16 protein-coding genes are annotated in these 22315 nt (G+C 71.0%); 6 read left to right on the top strand and 10 right to left on the bottom strand.

Going from position 1 to position 22315, the window contains the following annotated elements:
• Positions 1-222: 222 nt before the first annotated feature.
• The 3 genes from Pla163_RS04765 to Pla163_RS04755 are packed head-to-tail and all read right to left on the bottom strand — an operon-like array spanning position 223 to position 3436.
• Positions 223-1434, bottom strand: a complete 1212-nt coding sequence (locus Pla163_RS04765) for a peptidase MA family metallohydrolase (protein ID WP_145184370.1) — start codon at positions 1432-1434, stop codon at positions 223-225.
• On the bottom strand, positions 1431-2342 hold the full coding sequence (locus Pla163_RS04760) for a YkgJ family cysteine cluster protein (RefSeq protein ID WP_419186327.1): 912 nt from the start codon (positions 2340-2342) through the stop codon (positions 1431-1433). The genes Pla163_RS04765 and Pla163_RS04760 overlap by 4 nt, the downstream gene beginning before the upstream one ends.
• On the bottom strand, positions 2339-3436 hold the full coding sequence (locus tag Pla163_RS04755; RefSeq protein WP_145184366.1) for a serine/threonine-protein kinase: 1098 nt from the start codon (positions 3434-3436) through the stop codon (positions 2339-2341). The genes Pla163_RS04760 and Pla163_RS04755 overlap by 4 nt, the downstream gene beginning before the upstream one ends.
• A gap of 86 nt (positions 3437-3522) precedes the next feature.
• Between Pla163_RS04755 and Pla163_RS04750 the strand changes: the two genes are divergently transcribed.
• Entirely contained in the window at positions 3523-5052 is a 1530-nt protein-coding gene (locus Pla163_RS04750) for a peptidylprolyl isomerase (RefSeq protein ID WP_145184363.1), read from the top strand.
• A 139-nt stretch (positions 5053-5191) separates the two neighbouring features.
• Here the strand turns inward: Pla163_RS04750 and Pla163_RS04745 are convergent, their stop codons facing one another.
• The 6 genes from Pla163_RS04745 to Pla163_RS04720 form a co-directional block, all read right to left on the bottom strand.
• Entirely contained in the window at positions 5192-5962 is a 771-nt protein-coding gene (locus Pla163_RS04745; protein ID WP_145184361.1) for a hypothetical protein, read from the bottom strand.
• Positions 5963-5983: 21 nt separating this feature from the next.
• Entirely contained in the window at positions 5984-6205 is a 222-nt protein-coding gene (locus Pla163_RS04740; protein ID WP_145184358.1) for a thioredoxin domain-containing protein, read from the bottom strand.
• A 145-nt stretch (positions 6206-6350) separates the two neighbouring features.
• Positions 6351-7742, bottom strand: coding sequence for a glucose-6-phosphate isomerase (locus Pla163_RS04735; protein WP_419186326.1), 1392 nt, complete (start codon positions 7740-7742; stop codon positions 6351-6353).
• Between the two features lie 249 nt (positions 7743-7991).
• On the bottom strand, positions 7992-8705 hold the full coding sequence (locus Pla163_RS04730) for a zinc metallopeptidase (RefSeq protein WP_145184352.1): 714 nt from the start codon (positions 8703-8705) through the stop codon (positions 7992-7994).
• Positions 8706-8973: 268 nt separating this feature from the next.
• Positions 8974-11724, bottom strand: a complete 2751-nt coding sequence (locus Pla163_RS04725; protein ID WP_145184349.1) for a PAS domain-containing sensor histidine kinase — start codon at positions 11722-11724, stop codon at positions 8974-8976.
• Positions 11725-11798: 74 nt separating this feature from the next.
• Positions 11799-13475: a formate--tetrahydrofolate ligase gene (locus Pla163_RS04720; RefSeq protein WP_145184346.1), complete on the bottom strand. Its 1677-nt coding sequence runs from the start codon at positions 13473-13475 to the stop codon at positions 11799-11801.
• 153 nt (positions 13476-13628) lie between these two features.
• On the opposite strand from Pla163_RS04720, the gene Pla163_RS04715 reads away from it, so the two are divergent.
• The 5 genes from Pla163_RS04715 to Pla163_RS04695 all read left to right on the top strand — a co-directional run bounded on the left by Pla163_RS04715 (position 13629) and on the right by Pla163_RS04695 (position 20343).
• Positions 13629-14807, top strand: coding sequence for a cysteine desulfurase family protein (locus tag Pla163_RS04715; protein WP_419186325.1), 1179 nt, complete (start codon positions 13629-13631; stop codon positions 14805-14807).
• A 15-nt stretch (positions 14808-14822) separates the two neighbouring features.
• Complete coding sequence (locus Pla163_RS04710; protein WP_145184339.1) at positions 14823-16568, top strand: RecQ family ATP-dependent DNA helicase; 1746 nt, start codon at positions 14823-14825, stop codon at positions 16566-16568.
• A gap of 128 nt (positions 16569-16696) precedes the next feature.
• Positions 16697-17254 (top strand): hypothetical protein, encoded by a 558-nt coding sequence (locus Pla163_RS04705; protein WP_145184336.1) that lies wholly within the window; start codon positions 16697-16699, stop codon positions 17252-17254.
• A 262-nt stretch (positions 17255-17516) separates the two neighbouring features.
• A complete protein-coding gene (locus tag Pla163_RS04700; protein ID WP_419186324.1) occupies positions 17517-19535 on the top strand; it encodes a carboxypeptidase regulatory-like domain-containing protein in 2019 nt (672 codons plus the stop codon).
• 40 nt (positions 19536-19575) lie between these two features.
• Positions 19576-20343, top strand: a complete 768-nt coding sequence (locus tag Pla163_RS04695) for a hypothetical protein (protein WP_145184331.1) — start codon at positions 19576-19578, stop codon at positions 20341-20343.
• A 25-nt stretch (positions 20344-20368) separates the two neighbouring features.
• Here Pla163_RS04695 and Pla163_RS04690 read toward each other — a convergent pair whose 3' ends face one another.
• Positions 20369-22267 carry an ATP-binding cassette domain-containing protein gene (locus tag Pla163_RS04690; protein WP_145184328.1) on the bottom strand — a complete coding sequence of 633 codons (1899 nt, stop codon included), beginning with the start codon at positions 22265-22267 and terminating at the stop codon, positions 20369-20371.
• Between the last annotated feature and the right edge of the window lie 48 nt (positions 22268-22315).

Here is a 22315-nt window from a genome sequence, read left to right as displayed (position 1 = left end):
ACCGTTCACCTTCCGTCGCAGCCTCGGCACCCGTCTCGCCGCTCCTTCCGTGCAGCGCCCCCGACGCCCCGGTCCCAGCTCGCGCCGCACGCTCCGCACCCCACTTCTCCTCCTCGCTCAGGATTCCGATCTCCACCCCCGATAGACGCGGGCCGCGCCCCAACGGTTGCGGATCGCGTGCGAGCAATCCGCAGCGCGCTGCCACCGCTTCGCGAGCGCCGCCTAGTCGCGGTCGAGTTCGTCGCCCAGATCGCCGAGCGCCGTGTCGAGCGAGAAGCCGACCAGTTCCTCGAAGCGCGCCCCCATGTCGGCACCGGTCGCGAGCGCGCCCAACAGCTCGCGCACCACGTACTCGCCGAAGGTGCGCACCAAGTAGTCGGTGAACACGAGCGCCTGCGCGTACGCGCGCCGGATCACCGCGGCGTCGGACAGTCCGGACAGCGTGCCCTCGAGCGCTGCGAGGGGCAGCAGGGCCTCGGACGTCAACGTGGCGCGCGCGCGTTCGAGGTCACGCGCACGGCTGGGCTCGAGCCACTGGGCCAAGCCCTCGTCGAGCCAGCCGGGCGGCCCGCCGTCGATCAGGTCGTGCAGGAAGGCGTGGGTCAGCTCGTGCCACAGCGTCGACGTCCAGCGCGCCTCGTCGCCGTCGAAGTCCTCGATCGGCACGCGGATCCGGCCGTCGTAGGCGCCGCCCGCCCAGTGTCCGAGTCCGGTGATGTCGCGGAACTGCTCGGGCGTGTAGAAGGCCACGCCGATGCGTTCGCCGCCGACCACGACCGGATCGTGTCCGAAGAACAGCCACAGTTCGCCGTAGGCACCTTCGAGCACGTCGATCGCGCGCTGGGCTCCGCCGGTCAGGAGCGCCGCGCGTTCGCCGTCGAACACGATCTCGAAGCGCTGGGACGAGTAGCTCGCGAAGGCCTCCTCCACGGCGCGCTCCTGACGCCACCGTTCGAGCAGCCGCGCGAGGTCGTCGCGCTCGGGATCGAGCTCGACCGCGCGGGCCAGGTCCTCGATCGCCAGCGCGTGCTCGCCCGCGTCCCAGACGGCGATCGCGCGCCGCGCCAGGGCCTCGGCCAGGTTGCTGCGCAGGACGCTCCAGTCCCCGGTTCCGTCGGGATCGGTCGCGAGGGCGGCTGCGAGCGCGCGTTCGAACAGGCCGATCGCGTCGTCCACGCGTTCGGCGCCGAGCGCGTCGACGCCGTCGTTGTTCAGGCGCACCCACTCGGCCGTGCCGTCGACGACCGTGGCGGGCGCCTCTTCGGGCACGCCGATCGCACGCCGCTGACTCGGCTCGAAGGACGTCGGGAGCGCGGGCGCGGGCTCGGGATCGAGCGGCGGAGCGTCGGGCTCGGCACGCAGCGTGAACCAGGTGGCGGCTCCGGCGAGTGCCGCGACGCCGACGATCGCGAACAGGGTCGCGGCGCTCTTCACGAGCGCTCCTCTTCCGCGTTGCCGGCGTCGCCCGCTCCGGCGTTCGCAACGCCCACGCCGCGCACGCGCAGCAGCTCGGGGAAGGACGCGTAGGTCGGCTCGTAGCCGTGGCGCGCCTCGATCGCGCGGATCTCCGCCAGGAACGCTTCGTGTTCGACCTCGAGCGCCGCACCAGGACCCGCGTCGCAGAAGTACGTGCGACAGCCGAGCGGGCGGCCCTCGCGCGCGGTGCACAGTCCGCCGACGTGGTACGGACAGCGCCCGGGCGCGGCGGGCGGCGGCGCGTCCGGCAACGCGTGCGCGGCGTAGTCGGCCTCGAGCGCGGTGGCGAACAGCAGGTGGTCGGCCTCTTCGAAGCGACAGCACACACCGCGCGCGAGACAGACGGCGCGACTGTTCCGAACGACCTGTTCCACCCGCTCGTAGAGAGCGCGCAACTCTTCGAAGGCAGCGGCGCGGGCCTCGGCCGACACTTCGGGACGGATACCGGGACAGATCGCGCGCGCGCGCTCGAACCCGTCGGCGTCGTCGAGCACGCTCTCCCAGTACGGAAAGGTCGCGCAGTGCCTCGGTCGAGCGGTGTAGACGGTGCAGTGGTTCTCGCCCGCGAGCAGCGCACAGCGTCCGTTGCCGCTCGCCGACGCGCCGCTCGCAGCCGCTTCCTCGCGCAACGACTCGCGCAGGGCGCCAGTGCGCGGATCGGTGACGGTGCGCACGAAGCGCTCGCGGAACGCGGCGACGTCGAGATCGAGCGCACGCGCCAACCGCGCGTCCTCGCCCGGCTCGAGCCACACGTGCCCGTCGCCGTGCGTGCAACAGTGTCCACAGCGATGGCAGTCGAAGCGGAAGGGACGCACGCCCGCGAGCCCCGGGTCCGACGCGCCGCTCTCGGTCGCTCGCAGCGTCACGGCCGACGCCGCCTGCGCGGACGCACGCGCCCCGCTGCACCGGCCAGAGGTCCGCTCGGGGGCGTGCCACCGCGCCAGTCGAGTCCACGGCTGCCCGCCACGAGGGCCTCGATGTCGCCCACGAGTGCGGGCCAGCTCTGGTAACGCTCGCCGGGATCCTTGCTCATCATCTTCTGCACCAAGTAGTGCAGGTGCGGCGACACGCCGCGGCGCTTCAGTTCCGGCGACTCGAGCGACTGGAGCACCTGCATCGCGAGCACCTCGCGGTCGTCGTCGGCCTCGAACGGCAGGCGACCGATCACGAGTTGGAAGAGCGAGACGCCGAGCGAGTACACGTCCGAGCGGATGTCCGCTCCCGCTCCCCCCACGGCCTGTTCCGGCGAGAGGTAGGCCACGGTTCCAGTGGCCACGTCGTCGCGACCGTCGGACCGCGCTTCGCCCGCGAGCGCCGCGAAGCCCAGGTCGATCAAGACCGCGCGACCGTCGGGGGCGAGCAGGACGTTGCCCGGCTTCACGTCGCGGTGGACGAGCCCCTGCGACTCGAGGTAGCCGAGCGCGCGCGCCACGTCGAGCACGAGGCCGAGCGCCTCGGCCTCCTCGAACACCCGACCGCGATCGAGTTCGTCCTGCAGGCTCGGTCCGTCGATCAGCTCGAGGCGCGTGAAGACGGTGGTCCCGGACTTGGCGGCGCCGTAGCAGCGCACGAGGCCGGGGTGGTCGAGCGACTCGAGCAACCGCGCCTCGCGCACGAAGGCCTTCGCGACGGCCGCGTCCCGGCGCGCCTCGGGCAGGAGGACCTTGAGCGCGATGTCGCGGCCGGCCTTGCGGTCGCGCGCGCGCCACACGTCGGCCGTCCCGCCGCGGCCGAGTCGCCCGCCGATGGTGAGGCCGGGGATCTGCGGAATCTCGCCACCGTTCGTCCGGCGCAGCTCGTCCACCCGTTCGGGCTCGAGGCCGGCCTCGGCGACGAGCAGGTCGTCCAGATCCTCGCCGGCGCGCGCACGAACGGCCAGATCGCGGGCGAGCGCCTCGGGAACGTGCCCACGGCGCGCCAGCTGCGCGAGGAAATCGAGGTCGTCCGCGGTATCCGCCATCGGCCCTCGATCCTATTCCAGCGCGCGCCGCCGGTCCCCCATCCGGTGTCCCGTATGCTCCCGGACCACCGGAGGTCTCCCTTTTCGTGATCCACACCACACGCACCGTCGCCGCATCCGCGTGCTTCGCCCTCTTCGCCGCCACCCCGTCGCTCGCGGCCTCGGCCGTCACCGCGACCCCCGTGCGGGCGGTCCAGGACGGCGCCCAGCAGCCAGCCGCCGAAGCGGCTCCCGCCGTCGAGGCGGCCGCGCCCCGTCGCGATCGCGTCGAGTCGGGCGAGGTCGCCGCCCAGATGGGTGACCACGTCGTGACCTGGGCCGAGCTCGACGAGGTGCTGCTCGCGCGACACGCCCTGGGCCCCATCGCCAACGAGGCGCTGCAGTTCCTCGCGCAGAGTGCGCTGATCGGACACCTCGGGAGCGCGGCCGGCATCGAGATCACCGATGCCGCGGTCGAGGCGCGCTTCGAGGAACTGGATCGACGGACGCTCGAGAGCGGCGTCGAGGACGGACTCGACGGGCACCTGCGACGCAGCAACGTGAAACGCGCCGACTTCCTCCGCGCCCTCGAGAACCAGCTGATGCTGGCCGAGCTGACGCGGCGCGCGCTGGGGCTCCCGAAGGACCGGTCCGTGCCCGACCACGACCAGCAGATCTGGCTCGACCAACAGCTGGCGCAGCGCCCGCTCGAGCGCATCGCGCGGCCGTGGACCGACGGAGTCGTCGCGCGCCTCGGCGAGGTCGAGATCCGCGCCGACGAGTTGGCCGTGCGTCTGCGCGACTCGCTGGGCCGCGACCGCGTGCGCGACGCGCTGTTCCAGATCATGCTGGCCGCGCGGGTCGAGGCGGAGTGCGCCGAGCTGCCCCGGTCGGCCGTGGACGCGGCGATCGGCCTCGAGATCCAGCGCCGTCGCGAGGAGACCGCTTCGAACCCCGCCTACCAGGGCGTGTCGTTCGACTCGCTGCTGAAGGCGCAAGGCATCGATCCCGAGCAGTACCACCACGACCCGGCCGTGCGCATCGCCGCCCTGTCGAACCTCGTGATCGACGTGCGCTACCCGGCCGACGTCCTCGAGGCGACCTACCGCGCCGACAAGCAGTGGTACGACGATCGCTTCGGCGAGTCCGTCCGCGCGTACGTGATCTTCGCCATCGCAGCGGAGAAGCCCGACGGGATCGTGCGCTTCACGCGCGAGACCGCACGCGAGCGACTCACGGAACTGCGCGCGACGCTGGACAGCGAGCCGTCCTTCGCCGCGACCGCCGGTCAGCTGCACCAGGACACCACGAACGGGATCGCGGCCACGGACCTGGGCCGCGTGCACCGCGCCGACACGCGCCTGGACACCGAGATCTGCGACGCCGTCTACGCGCTGCGCGAGAAGGGCGTCACCGGCGTCAGCGAACCGGTCGACATGTCGACGGGCGTCGCGCTCTTCTACCTCGGCGAGCACAGGCCGACGCCGGACTTCGCGGGGATGCGCGACGACGTGCACACCGAGCTGCGCCGCCGCTTCCTGGTCGACCTGGTGCCCGCCAACCGTCTGGTCACCTACCTCGATCCGAAGCCGCTGATCACCGAGGCCAGCGCGGACAACGCGGCGCGCGGGCGCTGACGCGAAGCGCGAGCGGCTCGCGTCCCGAGTCCCGCTCAGATGCACGAGGCGGCGCCCCCGGATGTCGGGGGCGCCGCCTCGTGGCGTCCGACGCGCACCTGAAGGGATCAGGTCCGCGCCGAACGGCATTGCACTCGGTTCACTCGACCACGAGGGTCGCCAGGTGCTTGGCGCGCTCGGCGCACTTCGTCCCGGCGTAGTCCTCGGCGAGCTTCTCGAGCTTCTTCGCCGTCTTCGAGTCGATGCCGTCGTCGAAGGCCTTCTTCAGCGTGCGCTGAAGGGTCTCGTCGGCCTCGATCTCGCGCTTCGTCTCCTCGGAGTCGAAGGTCTCGGTCAGGGTGGCGATCTGATCGGCGACCGCATCGACACCGCGAGCGGCATCGACGAAGGCCTCGAAGTTCGCCTTGGCGAGGACCGCTTCACCAGCGCCGAGCTGACGCTCGATCAACTGGAGTCGACGCTCCATCTTGAGGGTCAGCGAATCGATGAGCTGACGCGCGGCATCCACGTCGTCACCCTTCTCGATCGCCTTCTCGGCCACTTCGATCGCCTTCTGGTACTTGCCCTTGGCGAACTCCGCATAGGCCTTCTTGAGCGACTTGGGCGCGTCGTCGGGAGCATCGCCGCGGGCCTTCACCTGTTCGGCGATCAGGTCCTCGACCTTGCTCTTGTCCGCGACCGAGTAGCCCTTGCTGAGCACGGTTCCGTCGTTCCCGAGCAGCACGTAGTGCGGGATGCCGTCCATGCCGGCATTCATCGGACGTTCGGACGACCACATGGCCGGTCCTCCCATCCATCCCTTGTCCCACGTGAAGCGCTCGGTCTCGAGGTCACCTGTGTTCTGGCACTCGACCAGGATCACCTGCAAGTCGTCGCCGTACTCCTTGGCCAGTTCCACTGCCGACGGCACCGCCGTCGAAACGCAAGGGCCTCACCTGGTCCCCCAGAAGTCGATGAGGACCGGCTTGCCGCGCAGGTCGTCGAGCGAGCTGACGCCGCGCGCGTTGACCGGCGCGGCTCGGAACTGGTAGCTGGCGACAGCGCCGACCTGGATGCCGTCCTGGTTGCCCGAAGGCACGCGCGCGCTCGACAGAGTCAACGCACCGACCAGGACCGCTCCGGCGGCGACGCCGAGGGTGTGGATGGGTTTCATGTGGATCTTGGTTGGACGTCCGGCCCACGCGATGGATCGGGGGAGGCGCAACGAAGCTGCGGGCGTGGGGCGGAACCTCGTGATCGAGCCTACCTCCCCGGCCGCCCCGTGTGGCACGCGGGGTGGTCCTGGGGCCGTCCCTGCCTCAGACGACCCGCGGGGCGCGCCCCGAGGCGGCCTCGATGGCGGCCCGGCGCTCCTCGTAGCCCGCCCGCCCCATCAGGGCGTAGGCGGCGATCTTGCCGGCCTCGACGCCCGGCTGGTCGAAGGCGTCGACGCCGTAGTGCTCACCCATGATCGCGACCGAGACCTCGAGCATCTGGATCAGCTGGCCCAGCCCGTGGGCGTCCACCCGCTCGAGCGAGAGGGTCGCGTTCGGGCGCCCGGCCTCGGTCAGGGCGATGCGCGTGCCGTCGCGCTCGGCGTGGAACAGCTCGCCCATGTCGCGCCCGCCCAGGTAGGCGACGCCCTCGAGGTCGGCGAAGGCGTGCGGGATCTCGAGCGTGCGCTCGGGCCGTTCGACCGACAGCAGCGTGAACCACTTGTCGAACGGTCCTTCGACGTAGAGCTGGACCTGGCTGTGTTGATCGGTGACACCCACCGCGCGCACCGGCGTCGGTCCCGCGAAGACGTCGTTCCCGTCGCGGTCCGCGCGCTTGCCGATCGACTCGGCCAGGAGTTGCGCGTACCAGTCGGCGGCGAGGCGCAGGCGGTGGCTGTAGGCGAACGTGACCGCGATCGGCTTCTGCTTCGCGGTCTGCATCAGGTACTGGACCGCGGCGTGCACCTGGGCGGGGTTCTCGTCGAAGGCCTCGACGCGACAGCGCTGGTCCATGTACGCGGCACCGGCGAGCAGCTCACGCACGTCGATCCCGACCAGCGCGGCCGGCAACAACCCGACGGGCGAGAGCACCGAGAAGCGCCCCCCCACCCCGTCCGGAACGACGAAGCTGGCGTAGCCCTCGCGTTCGACGATCTCGCGCAGCACACCCTTGTGTTCGTCGGTCGTGACCACCAGGTGCTCGCGGTGGGCTTCCTCGCCGAGCGCCTTCACGAGCCGGTCGCGGAAGATCAGGAACTGCGACATGGTCTCGGCCGTGCCGCCCGACTTGCTGATCACGTTGACCAGCGTGCGCGCGGGATCGAGGCGCCCGAGCACGTCGGCGATCCAGTCGGGGTCGACGTTGTCGAGGACGAAGAGGCGCGGGATACCGCCCGTCGGCGCCAGGTCGTGCGTCGGTGCGTTGAGCGCGGCGTGCAGCGCGATCGTCCCCAGGGCCGAGCCGCCGATGCCGCACACGACCACGTTGTCGAAGCGCCCGCGGACGCTGGCCGCGAAGGACTCGATCGCGGACAGGACGTCGGCCTGGTACGGCAGGTCGAGCCAGCGCAGGTCGGCGTCGCGGCGGGCCTGCACGCGGGCCAAGGCCTGACGCGAGGGGCCGGTGATCGCGGCGAGTTCGGCCTCCGTCAGACCGTGCTTCGGGCCGACGGCGTCGGCGAGGACGTTGGTGAAGTCGAAACGCAGCGTGTTCACGTGGGGTACCGAGGGGGTTCTTGGGCGCGAGCAGTATCGGCACCTGCTCCGCGAGCCACAACGTGGGTCCACGCGCCGCGCCCCCCTGCGGGACGCCCGCATCGCTCGAACGGTGCGCGGGCGATGGTGGAGTTCGAGCGAGCGATCCGAGCGGGCTCCGAAATGCTCGAGGGGACCGCGGCTCGGCCGCGATCCCCTCGCTCGTCCCGCCGGGCGGGACCTGGATTGGCCGCTGTGGGCCGTCGTCGCTCAGTCGCGGTTGCCCATCACGATCGACAGCAGGTAGATCAGTTGGACGACCCCGGTGACGGCCGCCGCCACGTAGGTCAGCGCCGCGGCGCCGAGCACCTTGGAGACGCCCTGGGCCTCCTCGGCGGTGGACACGATGCCCGTGTGGGCGAGAACGGCCTTCGCCCGGTTCGACGCGTCGAACTCGACGGGCAGCGTGACGAGTTGGAAGAGCACGGTCAGCGCGAACAGGGCCACGCCGACCATCATCAACGGGCCGCCGATCCCGGCCGAGGCCGCGCCGCCGAGCAACGCGCCGATGATGAAGGGCAGCACCCAGATCTGCGATCCGATCTGGACCATCGGCACCATGGCGGAGCGGAAGCCGAGCCAGCGGTAGGCGCGCGCGTGCTGGATCGCGTGGCCGGCCTCGTGGGCCGCGACCGCGATCGACGACACCGAGCGTCCGTTGTAGACCTCGGGCGACAGGCGCAGGGCCTTGTGGCGCGGGTCGTAGTGGTCGGAGAGGAAGCCCTGGTGCTCCTCGATCGTGACGCCCTCGACGCCGGCCGCTCGACACACGGCGCGCGCCGCCTGGGCCCCGGTCATCTGGGACCGCACCCCCACCTGGCTGTAGCGGTGGAACGCGGACTTCACGCGCCCCTGGGCCAAGAGGCCGAGGCCGAGGCCGCCGAGGGTGATCAGAATCCAGACAGGATCGAGTCCGAAGAACATCGTTGAGGTCCCAGGTTCGCTGGTTGATGAGGTGTGCCGATCGAGGCGTGGTGCGACGCGGGGTCTTGGAGAGTCGCCCGGCCCGTTGGAATCTGGTCCCCGCCGGAGCAGGAACCCACTCGGTCACCGACTCGCGCGCTGGTCGTCGGCCCCCTGCGGCGCTGGGCGGAGACGATCAGAGCCATGGGACGGAGCGCGGGCGGATTCGAGGCCTCGACCGTCGCTTCTCGCTCCGGTGCGCTCGGGTACGGGCCCCGCCGCGGGCGGCTCAGGATACCCGTCGCGAGCGCCCGGCCCCAGACCCGAGCAGCGTGCGAATCGCGTGCACGAGCCGTCCTGCGTCCACCGGCTTGGCCAGGTACTCGTCGCACCCGGCCTCGATGCACTCCTCGCGAGCGCCCTGCATGGCGTGCGCGGTCAAGGCGATGATCGGCAGGTCGCAGGCCCGGCTCCGCAGGACGCGCGTGGCCTCGTAGCCGTCCAGCTCCGGCATCTGCATGTCCATCAGAACCACGTCGAACGGCGGGTCCGCCGCCTCCACCTCGGCGACGGCTCCGCGCCCGTTCTCGGCGAGCACGACGTCGGCGCCAGCGCGCTCGAGCACCAGACCGAGCAACCTCCGATTGTCGGCGCCGTCGTCCGCGAGGAGCACACGGAGGCCGTCCAGGGGCGCCGCCGGGAGTGCAGCCCGAATCGAGTCGACATCTCGGGCCGGCGCGAGCGAGGGCGCCCGGTCCTGCGGTCCGTCGAGGGCCTCGAGAACGGGCAGGACCAGGTGGAACGTGGTCCCGACACCAGGCCGGGACGTCGCGGTCAGACCTCCGTTCAGGACCTCGGCGAGCCGGCGCGAGATGCTGAGTCCCAACCCCGTACCGTCGAAGCGACGCGACGAGGAACCATCCGCCTGCACGAAGGGCTCGAAGATGGTCTTGGCCTGCTCCGGAGACATTCCGATCCCGCTGTCCTCGACCTCGATCACGAGCTTCCGGACGCCGGCTTCGGTCACGTCCTCGATCCGCAGCTCGACCCAGCCGTCGCTCGTGAACTTGATCGCGTTATGGATGACGTTCGTGAGGATCTGCCGCAAGCGCACCACGTCGGTCCGCAGTCGGAGATCCGGCCAACCTTCGGCCTGCACTCTGAACTCGAGACCCTTCTCCTCGGCGCGGCTGCGGAAGGTCCGCACCACCTCTTCGGCGAAGCCTGCGATGTCCACGTCCTCGAGGTGGACGTCGAACTTCCCCGCATCGATCTTCGACAGATCGAGCACCGTGTTGATGATGTCGAGCAGGTGGTCGCCGTTGCGACGCATGGTCGCCAGGAACTCGGCACGCTGCGCTTCCGACGTCGCCGGGCTCTCGACGAGGTCGGCGAAGCCGAGGATCGCGGTCATCGGAGTCCGAATCTCGTGACTGACGTTCGCGAGGAACTCTCCGCGGGCGCGGTTGGCCGCGATCGCCGCGTCGCGAGCTTCGAAGAGTCGCTGCTCGTGCTCGATCTGAGCGTCGATCGTCTCCACCTGGATCACCATCCCGCCCACGGTCCCGTCCTCCTGGAACCAGGGCTGCATGGCCCAACGCACGTTCCAGGTCGACCCGTCGATCCCGTGTCGGCGGGCACGCGCCTTCGACAGCGACTCGCCCGTCAGGACGCGACCCATGAGCCCCTTCCAGTCGTCGGTGAGATCGTCGAAGACCTCCTCGAAGCGGCGCCCCTCGAGGTCGTGGATGCCGTAGCGCGAACGGTAGCCGCGGCTCGCGGTCATGAAGCACAGATCGCGATCGAGCATCGCGATCGCGGCCGAAGTGTTCTCGACGAAGAGGCGCAGACGCTGCTCGGCCTGCTCCAACCGCTCGGCCCGCCGCCGCGTCGGGTCCACGTCGACGTGATAGCCGACCATGCGCGTGGCGCGCCCGTCCTCGGCGCGCTCCACGATGCGGCCGAAGCTCCGGATCCACTTGAAGCGTCCGTCCGCGCAGCGCAATCGAAACTCGATGTCGTACTCCTCGACCTCGCCCGCCTGGACCTGCTGGACCGCATCGAACGTCCGCTGCTGGTCGTCGGGGTGCAGGATGTCGACGAAGTGCTGATAGCCGAGCTCGTCGCCCCGGGCCTCGTAACCGAGCATCTGGAAGTAGCGGCCTGCGGTGCGGATCCGGTCCTCGAGGATGCGCCAGTCCCACAGTCCGGCGCCGGTCGCATCGAGTGCGACCTGCAGCCTGTCCGCCTCCTCCACCGCCTCGGTGACGTCTCGCAGGAGCACGAAGCACACCGGCTCGGGCCCGTGACGAGGCACGATCTCGACCTCGAGGATCGGTGACCGTCCGTCCGCGTCGCGCGCCGCCGTTCGCAATCGACCGCTCCACGCTCGACCGAGCGAGAGCGCAGCGAACACGTCCGCGCCGTCGCGACCGAGACGCTCGCGGAGCCCGTCGCCGTCGCACCCGGGCAGGAGCGCGTTCGCTTCTTGGCTCGCGCGAACGACGCGCCCGTCGGCCTCCACCACCATGAAACCTTGCCCGGTGCTGGACAGCGCCTCGCGAACGAGTGCGTCCTCGGCGTTCGAAACTTCGACTTGGCGCATCGCGGCGGCGGAGGTCGCGAAAGTGCGCGCGATGATCAACGCTCGTTCGCCGTCCTCGACCGGTTGCTTCGACATTCCGGCGACCAGGGCCACGCGTCCGGTGACGGGGTCGACGAAGCGGGCGCCGACGTAGCCCCGCACGCCCAGGTCCGTCAGGTCCGTGTCGCGTGGGAACTGCGCGGCCGCGCGATCCTCGACCACGAACTCACCACGACCCATGGTCTGCTCGCAGGGCGATCCGGCCAGCGGGTAGTGCAGATCGGCGGGGCGCCCGGTGAGGGAACAGGCCAGGCTGCGCACCATGGCGCTGTCGCCGTCCAGGACACCGATCAGGGTGAACTCGAATCCGAGCGCCGCGGCCAGGCAGTGCACCAGTTGTTGGAGCGCTTCCGTGGATCCAGCGGCGGCGTCGGGAGTGGGCGACCCGGTGTCCATCTCGGCGCTATCGGCCGCTTCGATGGATCTCTGGCGGGCCGACCCGATCGCGTTCCCGGCCGAGGAACCTCCGCTCAGGTCAGGCCGATGATGGTCCCATCCGGAGCGAGATCGATGCCCTTGAAGGCCGGGCGCCGACCGAGGCCCGGCATGGTCATGACTTCGCCGGCGAGCGGCACGAGGATCCCGGCGCCGGCGTAGTGACGCAGCTCGCGCACGGGGAACTCGAAGCCCGTCGGCCGACCGAGCAGGGCCGGGTCGTGGGAGAGGCTGTACTGGGTCTTCGCCACGCAGATCGGCAGGTCGGCCTGGCCGCGCGACTCGAGCCGCGCCAGCTGCTCCGAGGCTTGGGGCGAGAAGGCCGCGCGCTCGCCGCCGTAGATCCCCCGCACCAGGGCTTCGACCTTGGTCGGGACGCGGTCCGTGACCTCGTAGGCGTGACGGAACCTCGCCTCGCCGCTCTCCGCAGCAGCTATCACGGCGTCGGCGACCTCGAGTCCACCGTCGCTGCCCTTGGTGAAGACCTCGGACTTGGCCACCGCCCGCGCGCCGGCGGCCAGCGCGCGCTCGCGGATCAGCGCGTGTTCGGCGTCGGTGTCGCCGGGGAAGGTATTGATCGCGACGACGACCGGCACACCGTGGGCCGCCAGGTTCGCCAGGTGCGCCTCGAGGTTCGAACAGCCCTCCGCGAGCGCGTCGAGGTTCTCCTCCGCCAGTTCGGTCGGCAGCGGCCGACCGGGCTTCACCTTGAAGCGCCCGGAGTGGAACTTGAGCGCGCGCGCCGTGACGACGAGCACCGCGCAGTCCGGACGCATCCCGGTGACGCGGCACTTGATGTTGAAGTACTTCTCGGCGCCCATGTCCGAACCGAAACCCGCCTCGGTCACCACGTAGTCGCCGAGGTTCGCGGCCATGCGGTCGGCGATCGCCGAGCAGTTGCCCTGGGCGATGTTCGCGAACGGGCCCGCGTGCACGAGCACCGGCGTGCCTTCGCTGGTCTGTACGAGCGTCGGGTCGAGCGCATCGCGCAACACCACGGCCATCGCTCCGGCGGCGCCGAGTTCCTCCGCGGTGACGGGCTCGTCCACGAGGCTCTCGCCGATCTGGATGCGCCCGAGCCGCGCGCGCAGGTCGGAGATCGACGTGGCGAGCGCGAGGATCGCCATGATCTCGGAGGCGGCGGTGATGTCGAACGCGCCGTCGCGCGGCACGCCGTTCTTCGTGCCCCCCAGGCCCACGCGGACCTCGCGCAAGGCCCGGTCGTTCATGTCCACGACGCGGCGCCAGGTCACGCGCTCGGGATCGATCTTGAGCGGGTTGTCGAGCAGCAGCGACGTGTCGAGCGCCGCCGCGAGCAGGTTGTTCGCCGCCGCCACGGCGTGGAAGTCACCGGTCAGGTGCAGGTTGACGTCCGTCATGGGACGCATCTGGCAGGCGCCGCCGCCGGCCCCTCCGCCCTTCACCCCGAAGACCGGACCCATGGAGGGCTGGCGCAGGGTCGCGACGGCGCGCTTGCCTCGCGCCGTGAGCGCCATCGACAGCCCGATCGTGTTGACGGTCTTCCCCTCGCCCGCAGGCGTCGGGTTGATCGCGGTGACGAGCACGGTCCGCCCGCCCGGGCGCAGGTCCTCGGCCGCGAGGCGGTGGTCGATCTTGGCCATGTGGTGGCCGTAGGGGCGCACCACCGCGGCGGGCAGGTCGAGGGCGGAAGCGAGTTCGGCGGCGGTCCGCATCGGGTGGGAGCTGGTCATGGCCGCCGAATGCTAGCGCCGCCGCCGCGCGAGCCGACGCGCCGTCCCCTCGCCGTCCCGCGCGCCCGCTCCGAAGGGGCCGAATCGAGGCGCCGCACTCCCACGAGGCGCTACGATCGCCGGAACGCCTTCGACCCGCCAGAGACCCGATCCATGCACCTGTCCGACCCGGTCTACCTCGATCACAACGCCACCACGCCCCTCGCACCCGAGGCCCTGGAGGCGATGCTGCCGTACCTGCGCGGCGACTTCGGCAACTCGTCGAGCCCGCACCGCATGGGCGTCGACGCGGCACGCGCCATCGAGTCGGCGCGCATCGACGTGGCCGACCTCGTCGGCTGCGCGCCGGATCGCGTGGTCCTGACCGGCGGTGGGACCGAGAGCATCGCGACGGCCATCGCTGCCGGCCGGCGACTCCAGCCGGGTCGGCGACGCTTCGTCCACTCGGCGGTCGAACACCCCGCTTCGTCCGCGCCGATCCGACGCTACGCGGAGGAGGACGGTCTCGAGGCGCGCGTCGTCGGCGTGGACGCGAACGGCCTGCTCGAGCGCGACGAGGTGCTGGCGGCGATCGACGGCGACACGGCGCTCGTCTCGCTCCTGTGGGGCAACAACGAGACCGGGGTGGTCCAACCGCGCGAACTGATCGTCGAGATCGCGAACGCCTGTCGTGCGGCGGGCGCCCTGCTCCACCTCGACGCCGTGCAGATGGCCGGCAAGGCGGTCATCGACGCCGAGGACCTGGGCGCCGACCTGCTGTCGATCAGCGGGCACAAGTTCCACGGACCGAAGGGCACCGGTGCGCTGTTCGTGCGCGACGACGAGCGCTTCGCTCCCCTACTGATGGGCGGCAGCCACGAGGGTCTGCGCCGCGCCGGAACCGTCAACACCGCCGGCGTCGTGGGTCTGGGCGTCGCGGCGCGGATGGCGCTCGACCACCTGCTCGACGCCTCCGCGATGGCCGCCATGGGCGCGCGACGCGACCGCCTCGAGAACGCGCTCGTCGAGCGGGTCCCGGGCACCACCGTCAACGGTGCGAGCGCGGTCCGCACGCCGAACACCAGCAACGTCAGCTTCAGCGGCGTGCACGGCAACGCGCTGTTGACCCTGTTGAGCGAGCGCGGCGTGTTCGTGTCGACGGGCTCGGCCTGCGGCTCGAGCAAGCGCAAGCCCAGCCCCGTGCTGCTGGCGATGGGCGTGGACGAGGAACTGGCCGGCGGTTCGCTGCGTCTCTCGATCGCGCGCACGACGACGGACGCCGAGATCGAGCGTGCGATCGACGTCATCTCCTCGAGCGTCGAACAGCTGCGCGCGCTCGCGCCTTCGGCCTGAGATCCGAACGGCCGCGTGGATCGGACCCTCGAACTGCTGCGCTCGCGCTTCGGGCACACCGAACTGCGCGGTCTGCAGGCGCCGGCGATCGAAGCGGTGCTGGCGGGCCGCGACACCGTCCTCACGATCCCGACGGGTGGAGGCAAGTCGCTCTGCTACCAGCTGCCGGCGCTCGTGTTGGAGGGCACGACGTTGGTCGTCAGTCCCCTGATCGCGCTGATGCAGGACCAGGTCGACGCGCTGCGGGCGAAGGGTGTGGCGGCCACGTTCGTCAACTCGAGCCTCGACGCGCCGACCCGGGCGCAGCGCCTGGCCGAGGCTCGCGAGGGCGCGTACGACCTCCTGTACGTGACGCCCGAACGCTTCCGCAGTCGAGCGTTCCTCGCCGCCCTGCCCGAGCTGAACATCACGCGCCTGGCCGTGGACGAGGCCCACTGCATCAGCGAGTGGGGCCACGACTTCCGGCCCGACTACCACCGCCTCGGCCACTACCGCGAACTGCTCGGCGACCCGCCCTGCATCGCCGTCACGGCCACCGCCACACCGCGCGTGGTCGAGGACGTGTGCGCAGCGCTGCGACTCGACGACCCGCTCGTCCTGCGCGGCGGCATCGAACGGCCGAACCTGTTCATGGGGCTGTCGGTCGCCGAGTCGCCCGAGGAGCGCATCGACCTGATCGCGTCGCGCCTGTCCGAGATCGGAGGCGCGGGCATCGTCTACTCGACGTTGATCAGGGACCTCGAACGGCTGCACGACGAACTCGTGCGCCGCGGCGTTCCGAGCCTCGTCTACCACGGCAAGCTCTCGCAACGGGAACGGCGCCAGATGCAGGCGCGCTTCATGGACTCGACCGACGAGGTGGTGCTGGCGACCGCAGCGTTCGGCATGGGCGTCGACAAGCCCGACATCCGCTTCGTCCTGCACGCGCAGTTGCCGCGCACCGTCGAGGCCTGGACCCAGGAGATCGGACGCGCGGGTCGCGACGGCGAACCGTCCTGGTGCGAGGCGATCGCGCATCCCGAGGATCTCGCCGTCCAGCAGGAGTTCGTGCGCTGGGCCAACCCGGACCGCGAGTTCGTGATGCAGGTGCAGCGCACGTTGAGCGATTGGGGCGAGCGGATCGCGACGAAGGACGAACAGGACCTGCGCGGCGAGCTGTTGCTGAAGAACCGGCGCGACAACCGCATCGGGATCACACTGCGCTGGCTGGAGGTCCTCGGCGCCACGCGCGGCTCGTTCGAGCGCGGCGACCTCGAACTGCTGCGCGAGCTCGAGGACGACGAACTGCCCGCGAGCGTCGGCACCGAGGCCAAGCTGCAGCGCGACCTCTCGCACCTGCTCGAGATGTGGCGACTGGCCTCGCCCGAGGATCCGACCGAGACCGACTGCCGGCGGGTCGAGCTGGCGCGCCACTTCGCGCTGGCCGAGCCCACGTCACCCTGCGGCGCCTGCGACCGCTGCACGAGCGCGGAAACCTGGCGCGCCGAGCACCTCGCCCGGCGCGCGGCCGCCTCCGCTCGCCCCCGCGCCTCGGAACGACCGCAGCCCGTGCCCGCCGCCCCTTCCGAGGCCGCCGCCTCCTCCCGACTCGCCGGCACCTTCGCCCGGGGCGACTGGGTCCGGATCGGGCGGCACCTGGGACGCGTCGTGCGCGTCGAGGGCACGGACGCCCGCCCGATCCTCGTGGTCGAGAGCGTGGACGATCTCCAGCAGCGGCGGATCGACCCGCGCCGCCGTCCGGTCGAGCGCCTCGAACGCTGACCCTGCGGCGTCCCCCGCGATCCTTCGGCGCCGCTGTCCTGGGTCCGATCGCGCCCGGCGGGTACATTTCGTGGCCGGTTCCGCGACGGACGCCCCGCCCGCGATCACCCGGCCCGTTCTCCCCCCCGATGAGCACCACGCCCCTTCACACCTACCGCGTCAAGGTCTCCGGCCTGTGGACGAAGCGCCACGAGTTCTCCCGCATCGAGGAGGACGGCTCCGTGGTCTTCGAAGGGGTCCTGACGGCCAAGCGCGGATCCTGGGGCCGGGTCACCGAGGCCGAGTACCGGCCCGAGAAGGGCGAGGTCCTGTTCCTGCGCCGCGACCCGGGCCTCCTGCGCAGCCAGTTCTCGCTCTGGACCGACGGCACCGAGTGGCTCGGTTCCTCGCTGCGCTGGGGCTTCAAGCGCCAGGTCGACCTCTCGACCGGTAGCAAGCCGCTCTATCTCCTCCCCATCAGCGGGCTGCGCGCAGGCTGGGGCCTGTACGCCCCGAAGTCGGGCGAGAACGCGCGCATCGTCAGCAGCCTCACCGGCCGCTCGTCGCGCCTCGAGGTCTTCCGGCGCCTCGACTTCCCGCTGCTCGTCTTCAGCTACTTCCTGGGCAATCAAGTGCACCTGGAGTCCATTCTCCCGGGTCCGGCACCCGAAAAGGTGAAGGCGCGCGCTTCGGCGACCGCGGTCTGAGAGGTTCGGCGGTCCACCGGTCGCGCGCGATCGATGAATCCCCGAAAAGGCGGCACCTCCAGGTCTTCCGACCTCTCGGACAGTGGAAGACACCCACGGCTCGAGCGTCCTAGGATGCGAGCCGCGGGCGGCCATCGATCGATGGACCATCGCCGAGCCAGTGCCCTGCCTACGGGGCCTCGCCCCGCCCACTCTCCGTCCCGCGTGACGACACCCGACCATGGGCGTCACAGCGGGCGGCCCCAGACTCCGAGATTTCGCCATGCGCCCCGCCGTCGTCCTGCCGTTCGTCCTCGTCGCCGTCATCGCCCTCCTGGCGGTGCTCTTCACGGGTGATTCCGAGCCCGCCCTGGGCCCGAACAAGGTGGCCAGCGATGGCCTCGAGCAGGTCTCGGACGAGGACGAGCCCGACCTCGGCCCCGTGAGCCTGGTCGGCGACGACACGACGCCCTCCGGTGCCGAGTCCGCCGCGAGCACCGAGCGGCGCACGGTCCAGCCCGAGGTCGCCGAGGCCATCAGCGCCGACAACAGCTCGAACATCGTGGTGACCGTCCGCGACGAGGCCGGCAACCTGCTCCCGAAGGCGCGCATCTCCCTGAAGAAGCGCCCGCCCGGATCCGAGCTCGCGCCGTTCCTCGGTCAGCTGCAGAACGGCAACGCGGGCCTCGGCCTCAACGACGAGGACTTCGTCGGCGTCACTCGTGAGTCGGGCACGTTCACCTTCGAGGATCTCGCGCCGAGCCCCTTCTACGCGATCACCGTCCGCCACGACGACTTCGCCGAGCAGGAGCTGCGCAACGTCGCGGTCACGGCTGGAAGGACCCAGACCGTGACGGTGACCCTGCAAGAGGGCCTGCTGGTCCACGGGTACATCCGCGACGAGGGCGGCCGCTCGGTCGAGGGCGCGCAGATCATCCTGATGCCGATCGCCGCGCTCAACCTGCCGACCGCGACGCAGATCGAGATGGGCAAGTCGACCAAGTCGAACGCGGACGGCTACTACTCCATCGCGAACGTCGACCTGGCGCTGACGAACACGATCTCGGCGTACAAGAAGGGCTTCGGCCGCGCGTCGCGCGTCGATCTGCGTCAGGACGGCGCCGACACGACCGTCGAGGCCGACTTCCGCCTGCTGCCGGGCCTGTCGATCCGCGGGCGCGTCGTGGGACCCGCGGGCGAACCGATCGAAGGCGCGCGCGTCGACGCCTACGGTTTCGTCTCGATCCAGGCCTCGCGCGGATCGGCCACGAGCAAGTCCGACGGCACGTTCGAGTTGATCGACCTGGTCGACGGCCCCTACCAGATCCGCGCCTACGTGGCCGGCTGGTCCGAGGTCCGCGAGCCGCGCGTCGACGCGGGTGAACAGAACCTGCTGCTCGAGCTCCAGCCGCTGTGCGAAGTCACGGGTCGCGTCGTGGTCGGTGCGACCAACGGCCCCGTCGCCAACTACACCCTCTCGGTGCGTCGCGTCACGCCCGGCAGCCAGGTGATGAGCGCGCCGTTCATGCCGAAGAAGATCGAGAACGCGCAGAACGGCGAGTTCACGATGAGCGGCATTCCCGAGGGCGTGTACCTCTTGCAGGCGGAGTGCGAAGGCTTCGCGGCCTCCCAGTCGAGCACCTTCGAAGCGCGCCTGGGCCAGGTGGTCAACGGCATCGAGATCCGCATGACGACCGGTGGCGGCCTCACGGGCCGTGTGGTCGACGCGCTCACCGGCGACCCGATCGCGGGCGCTCGCGTGAAGACCCAGGACAGCGGGTTCATGGACAATCCGCTCACCCAGCTCTTCGGATCGGTCCTGTCCCGTCGCACGACGGCGCGCACGGCGGTCACCGACGAAGCGGGCACGTTCACGATGGAGCAACTGATGCCCGGTGAGTACCAGTTGCACATCCAACACCCCGGCTACACCGCGGCGATCGTCTCCGACCTCGAGGTGCCCGAGTCCGAGGAACCGCTCGACTACGGCGACTTCGCGCTGGAGGTCGGCGGCTCGATCACCGGCTTCGTGCGCGACGAGAACGGTGAACTCATGAACGGCGCCACCATCGGCATGTCGAGCATGGACAAGCCCGGCATCACCTTCCAGGGCAGCACGGACGAGGAGGGTCGCTACACGATCGACCACATCGCGTCGGGTCGCTACCAGATCCACGCCCAGCGCGCGGCGCAGACCGGTGGCAACCCGTTCATGGCCCTGCTCGACGTGCAGCGCTCGCAGCGCGAGATCTACATCGAGAACGGGGTCGAGCAGGTGTTCGACCTCAGTCTCGCCGAGTAGTCGGTCGCGGCGCGGAACGTCGGCCCGGCCCCACCAGCACGTGCGAACGGGCGACGACGAGGACGCGCCGGCGGCCCGCAGTGCGGGCGAACTCGCGCTCGAACTCGGCCGACGCGTCGAGTGCGTGGTCGCGGTGCGCTACTCGCGCTCACGCGAACACGCCATCCGCTGCGAGCGACTCCGCCAGATCGAAGGCGGGGTCGCTCGCGTCACGTTCGACCTGCGCCTCGCCGCCTTCTTCTCCTCCGCCCCGGACGCGATCGTCGACGACCTCGCACGCTGGCTGCTGCACGGACGGCGGTCGCGCGGGGCGCACACGCGCCTGATGGCCTGGATCGACGCGCGCTGGGCCGCCCAGGCACCGCGCACGATCCCCGCCTGGGCCAGGCGCACGGCCGGCGAACACCACGACCTCGAGCAGCTGTTCGCCGAGCTGCGCAGTGCTCGCGGCGGCCAGGCGCTCGCCCGACTGGACCCCGTGCCGACGATCGGCTGGGGACGCTGGCCCACGCGCGCGCCGAAGCGTGGACTGCAGCTCGGTTCCTACGAGCACGAGCGCGCCTGGGTGCGCATCCATCCGGTGCTGGACACCCAGGACGTCCCCGATTGGTTCGTGCGCTTCGTGCTGTTCCACGAATGCCTGCACGCGCTCGTGGCCCAGAACCGTTGGGACGGCGGCGCGCACCACGGGCCGATCTTCCGGCGCCTGGAGGCCGCCCACCCGGACACGGCGCGCGCCGACGCCTGGCAGACCGAGAACACCTCGGCACTCGTGCGGCGGGTCAGGGCGCGATTCGCGCGGCGCTGACGGCCCGCCCCGAGCGAGCGTACCGTCAGCTCTTGGGCAGGCTCTCGAGGTACTCCCAACGCGCGTAGGCCGCGGCCAGTCGCGCCTCGAGGTCCTCGTGCTCCGCGCGCACCGCCGCCAGCTGGGCGGGCGGCGTGCGGTAGAAGTCCGGATCGGACATGCGCGCGACGAGCGCGTCGCGATCGGTCTCGAGCGTCTCGATCGTGGCTGGCAGGGCTTCGAGCTCGTGCTTCTGCGTGAACGTGAGCTTCGGCAGGGTCGGCGTCGCCTTCGCGGGCGTCTTCGCCTGCGGCCGAGCGGAGTTCGACGTCGCGGTGCTCGCAGCCGGCGCGACCGGTGCCTTCGCGCTCGGACGCGGCGCGGCGGACGCCGGTTTCGCGGCCGCCGGCTTCTTCGTCGCCCGCCCTTCGGCCCGGCGCGCCTCCTCCGCGGTGTGCAGCCGCTCCCAGTCCTCGTAGCCGCCGACCACCTCGCGCACGCCGCGCGGTCCGTCGAAGACGAGCAGCGACGTGACGACGTTGTCGAGGAACGCGCGGTCGTGGCTCACGACGAGCAGCGTCCCCGCGAACGAGACGAGCAGCTCCTCGAGCAGCTCCATCGTCTCGACGTCGAGGTCGTTCGTCGGCTCGTCGAGGATCAAGAGGTTGCAGGGCCGCGCCAGGAGTTGCGCGAGCTGCAGTCGGTTGCGCTCGCCGCCCGACAGGCGCGTGATCGGTCCGCGCGCCTGGTCCGGTGTGAACAGGAAGTCCTGCAGGTAGCCGAGCACGTGCCGCTGGCGCCCGTCGATGGTGACGAACTCGCCGTCCCCCACCACGTTCTCCTGCACGGTCAGCTTGGGATTCAACGTTCCGTGCAACTGGTCGAAGCGCGCGACCTCGAGGTTGGTTCCGGCGTGAACCGTGCCAGCGTCCGGGCGCAGTTCCTCGAGCAGGAGCCTCAGCAGCGTCGTCTTCCCGCAGCCGTTGGGGCCGACGATGCCGACGCGGTCGCCGCGCATCAGCTCGAGGTCGAGGTTCTCGACGAGCGGCGCGCCGTCGAACGCGTGCGTCAGCCCCTTGGCGGTGATGACCTTCTGGCCGGTGCGGGCGGCGGTCTGCACGCGCGCCTCGACGCGCCCGACCTCCGACCGTCGCTCGGCGCGCTCGCTGCGCATCGCCTGGAGCGCACGCACGCGTCCCATGTTGCGCGTGCGCCGCGCCTTGACGCCCGCTCGCACCCAGGCTTCTTCCTGGGCCAGCTTCTTGTCGAAGACGGCGTTCGCGCGCGCCTCGGACTCGAGCAGGGCCGCCTTGCGATCCAGGTAGGTCGAAAGGTTGCAGTCGTAGCTGGTCAGGACGCCGCGATCGAGGTCGACGATGCGCGTCGCGAGGCGATCGAGGAAGCGGCGGTCGTGCGTGATGAAGACCAGGGCACCGGCACGCCAGGGCAGCGCGTCCTCGAGGGCCTCGATCGCCGCCACGTCCAGGTGGTTCGTGGGCTCGTCGAGCAGCAGCACGTCGGGTTCGCGGATCAGCGCGGCCGCGAGCAGCACGCGACGCTTGCGACCGGCGGACAGGGTCGAGACCTCTTCACCCGCGGGCAGGTCGAGCTCGGACAGAGCCCGCTCGACGCGCGCGTCGATCTCCCAGTCGCCGTCGAGTTCCAGGTCCGCGAGAGCGGCGCGCAGCACCGACTCGACCGTGCCGACCAGATCGCTCGGCACGTCCTGGACCAATGCCGACGTGACCAGGTCCGGGCGGCGCACGACGCGCCCTTCGTCGGGTTGGAGCACGCCGGCGAGCACCTTCAGGAGCGTCGACTTGCCGGTGCCGTTGCGCCCGACGAGTCCGATGCGTTCACCGGTGTGGATCTGCAGGTCCACGCCGGAGAGCAGCGGTGCTCCCGTGAAGGAGAGGTGCACGTTCTCGAGTCCCAGTTCGGCCATGGCGGGCGTGAGTGTGGGCGACCGCCGCGCGTTTGCCACCGAGGAATC

Origin of the sequence: Rohdeia mirabilis (assembly GCA_007750655.1) — a bacterium.
In the GTDB taxonomy this organism is placed as follows: Bacteria; Planctomycetota; UBA1135; order UBA1135.
The sequence above is the reverse complement of the archived record's forward strand: the minus strand, read 5'-3'. Positions and strand labels throughout refer to the sequence as shown.

What these genes read in the sequence shown, in the direction of transcription:
- Pla163_RS04705 (WP_145184336.1), top strand. Translation starts at nt 16,697, where the DNA reads ATGAGCACCACGCCCCTTCACACCTACCGCGTCAAGGTCTCCGGCCTG.
- Pla163_RS04740 (WP_145184358.1), bottom strand. Translation starts at nt 6,205, where the DNA reads ATGAAACCCATCCACACCCTCGGCGTCGCCGCCGGAGCGGTCCTGGTC.
- Pla163_RS04700 (WP_419186324.1), top strand. Translation starts at nt 17,517, where the DNA reads ATGCGCCCCGCCGTCGTCCTGCCGTTCGTCCTCGTCGCCGTCATCGCC.
- Pla163_RS04755 (WP_145184366.1), bottom strand. Translation starts at nt 3,436, where the DNA reads ATGGCGGATACCGCGGACGACCTCGATTTCCTCGCGCAGCTGGCGCGC.
- Pla163_RS04730 (WP_145184352.1), bottom strand. Translation starts at nt 8,705, where the DNA reads ATGTTCTTCGGACTCGATCCTGTCTGGATTCTGATCACCCTCGGCGGC.
- Pla163_RS04715 (WP_419186325.1), top strand. Translation starts at nt 13,629, where the DNA reads ATGCACCTGTCCGACCCGGTCTACCTCGATCACAACGCCACCACGCCC.
- Pla163_RS04720 (WP_145184346.1), bottom strand. Translation starts at nt 13,475, where the DNA reads ATGACCAGCTCCCACCCGATGCGGACCGCCGCCGAACTCGCTTCCGCC.
- Pla163_RS04725 (WP_145184349.1), bottom strand. Translation starts at nt 11,724, where the DNA reads ATGGACACCGGGTCGCCCACTCCCGACGCCGCCGCTGGATCCACGGAA.
- Pla163_RS04690 (WP_145184328.1), bottom strand. Translation starts at nt 22,267, where the DNA reads ATGGCCGAACTGGGACTCGAGAACGTGCACCTCTCCTTCACGGGAGCA.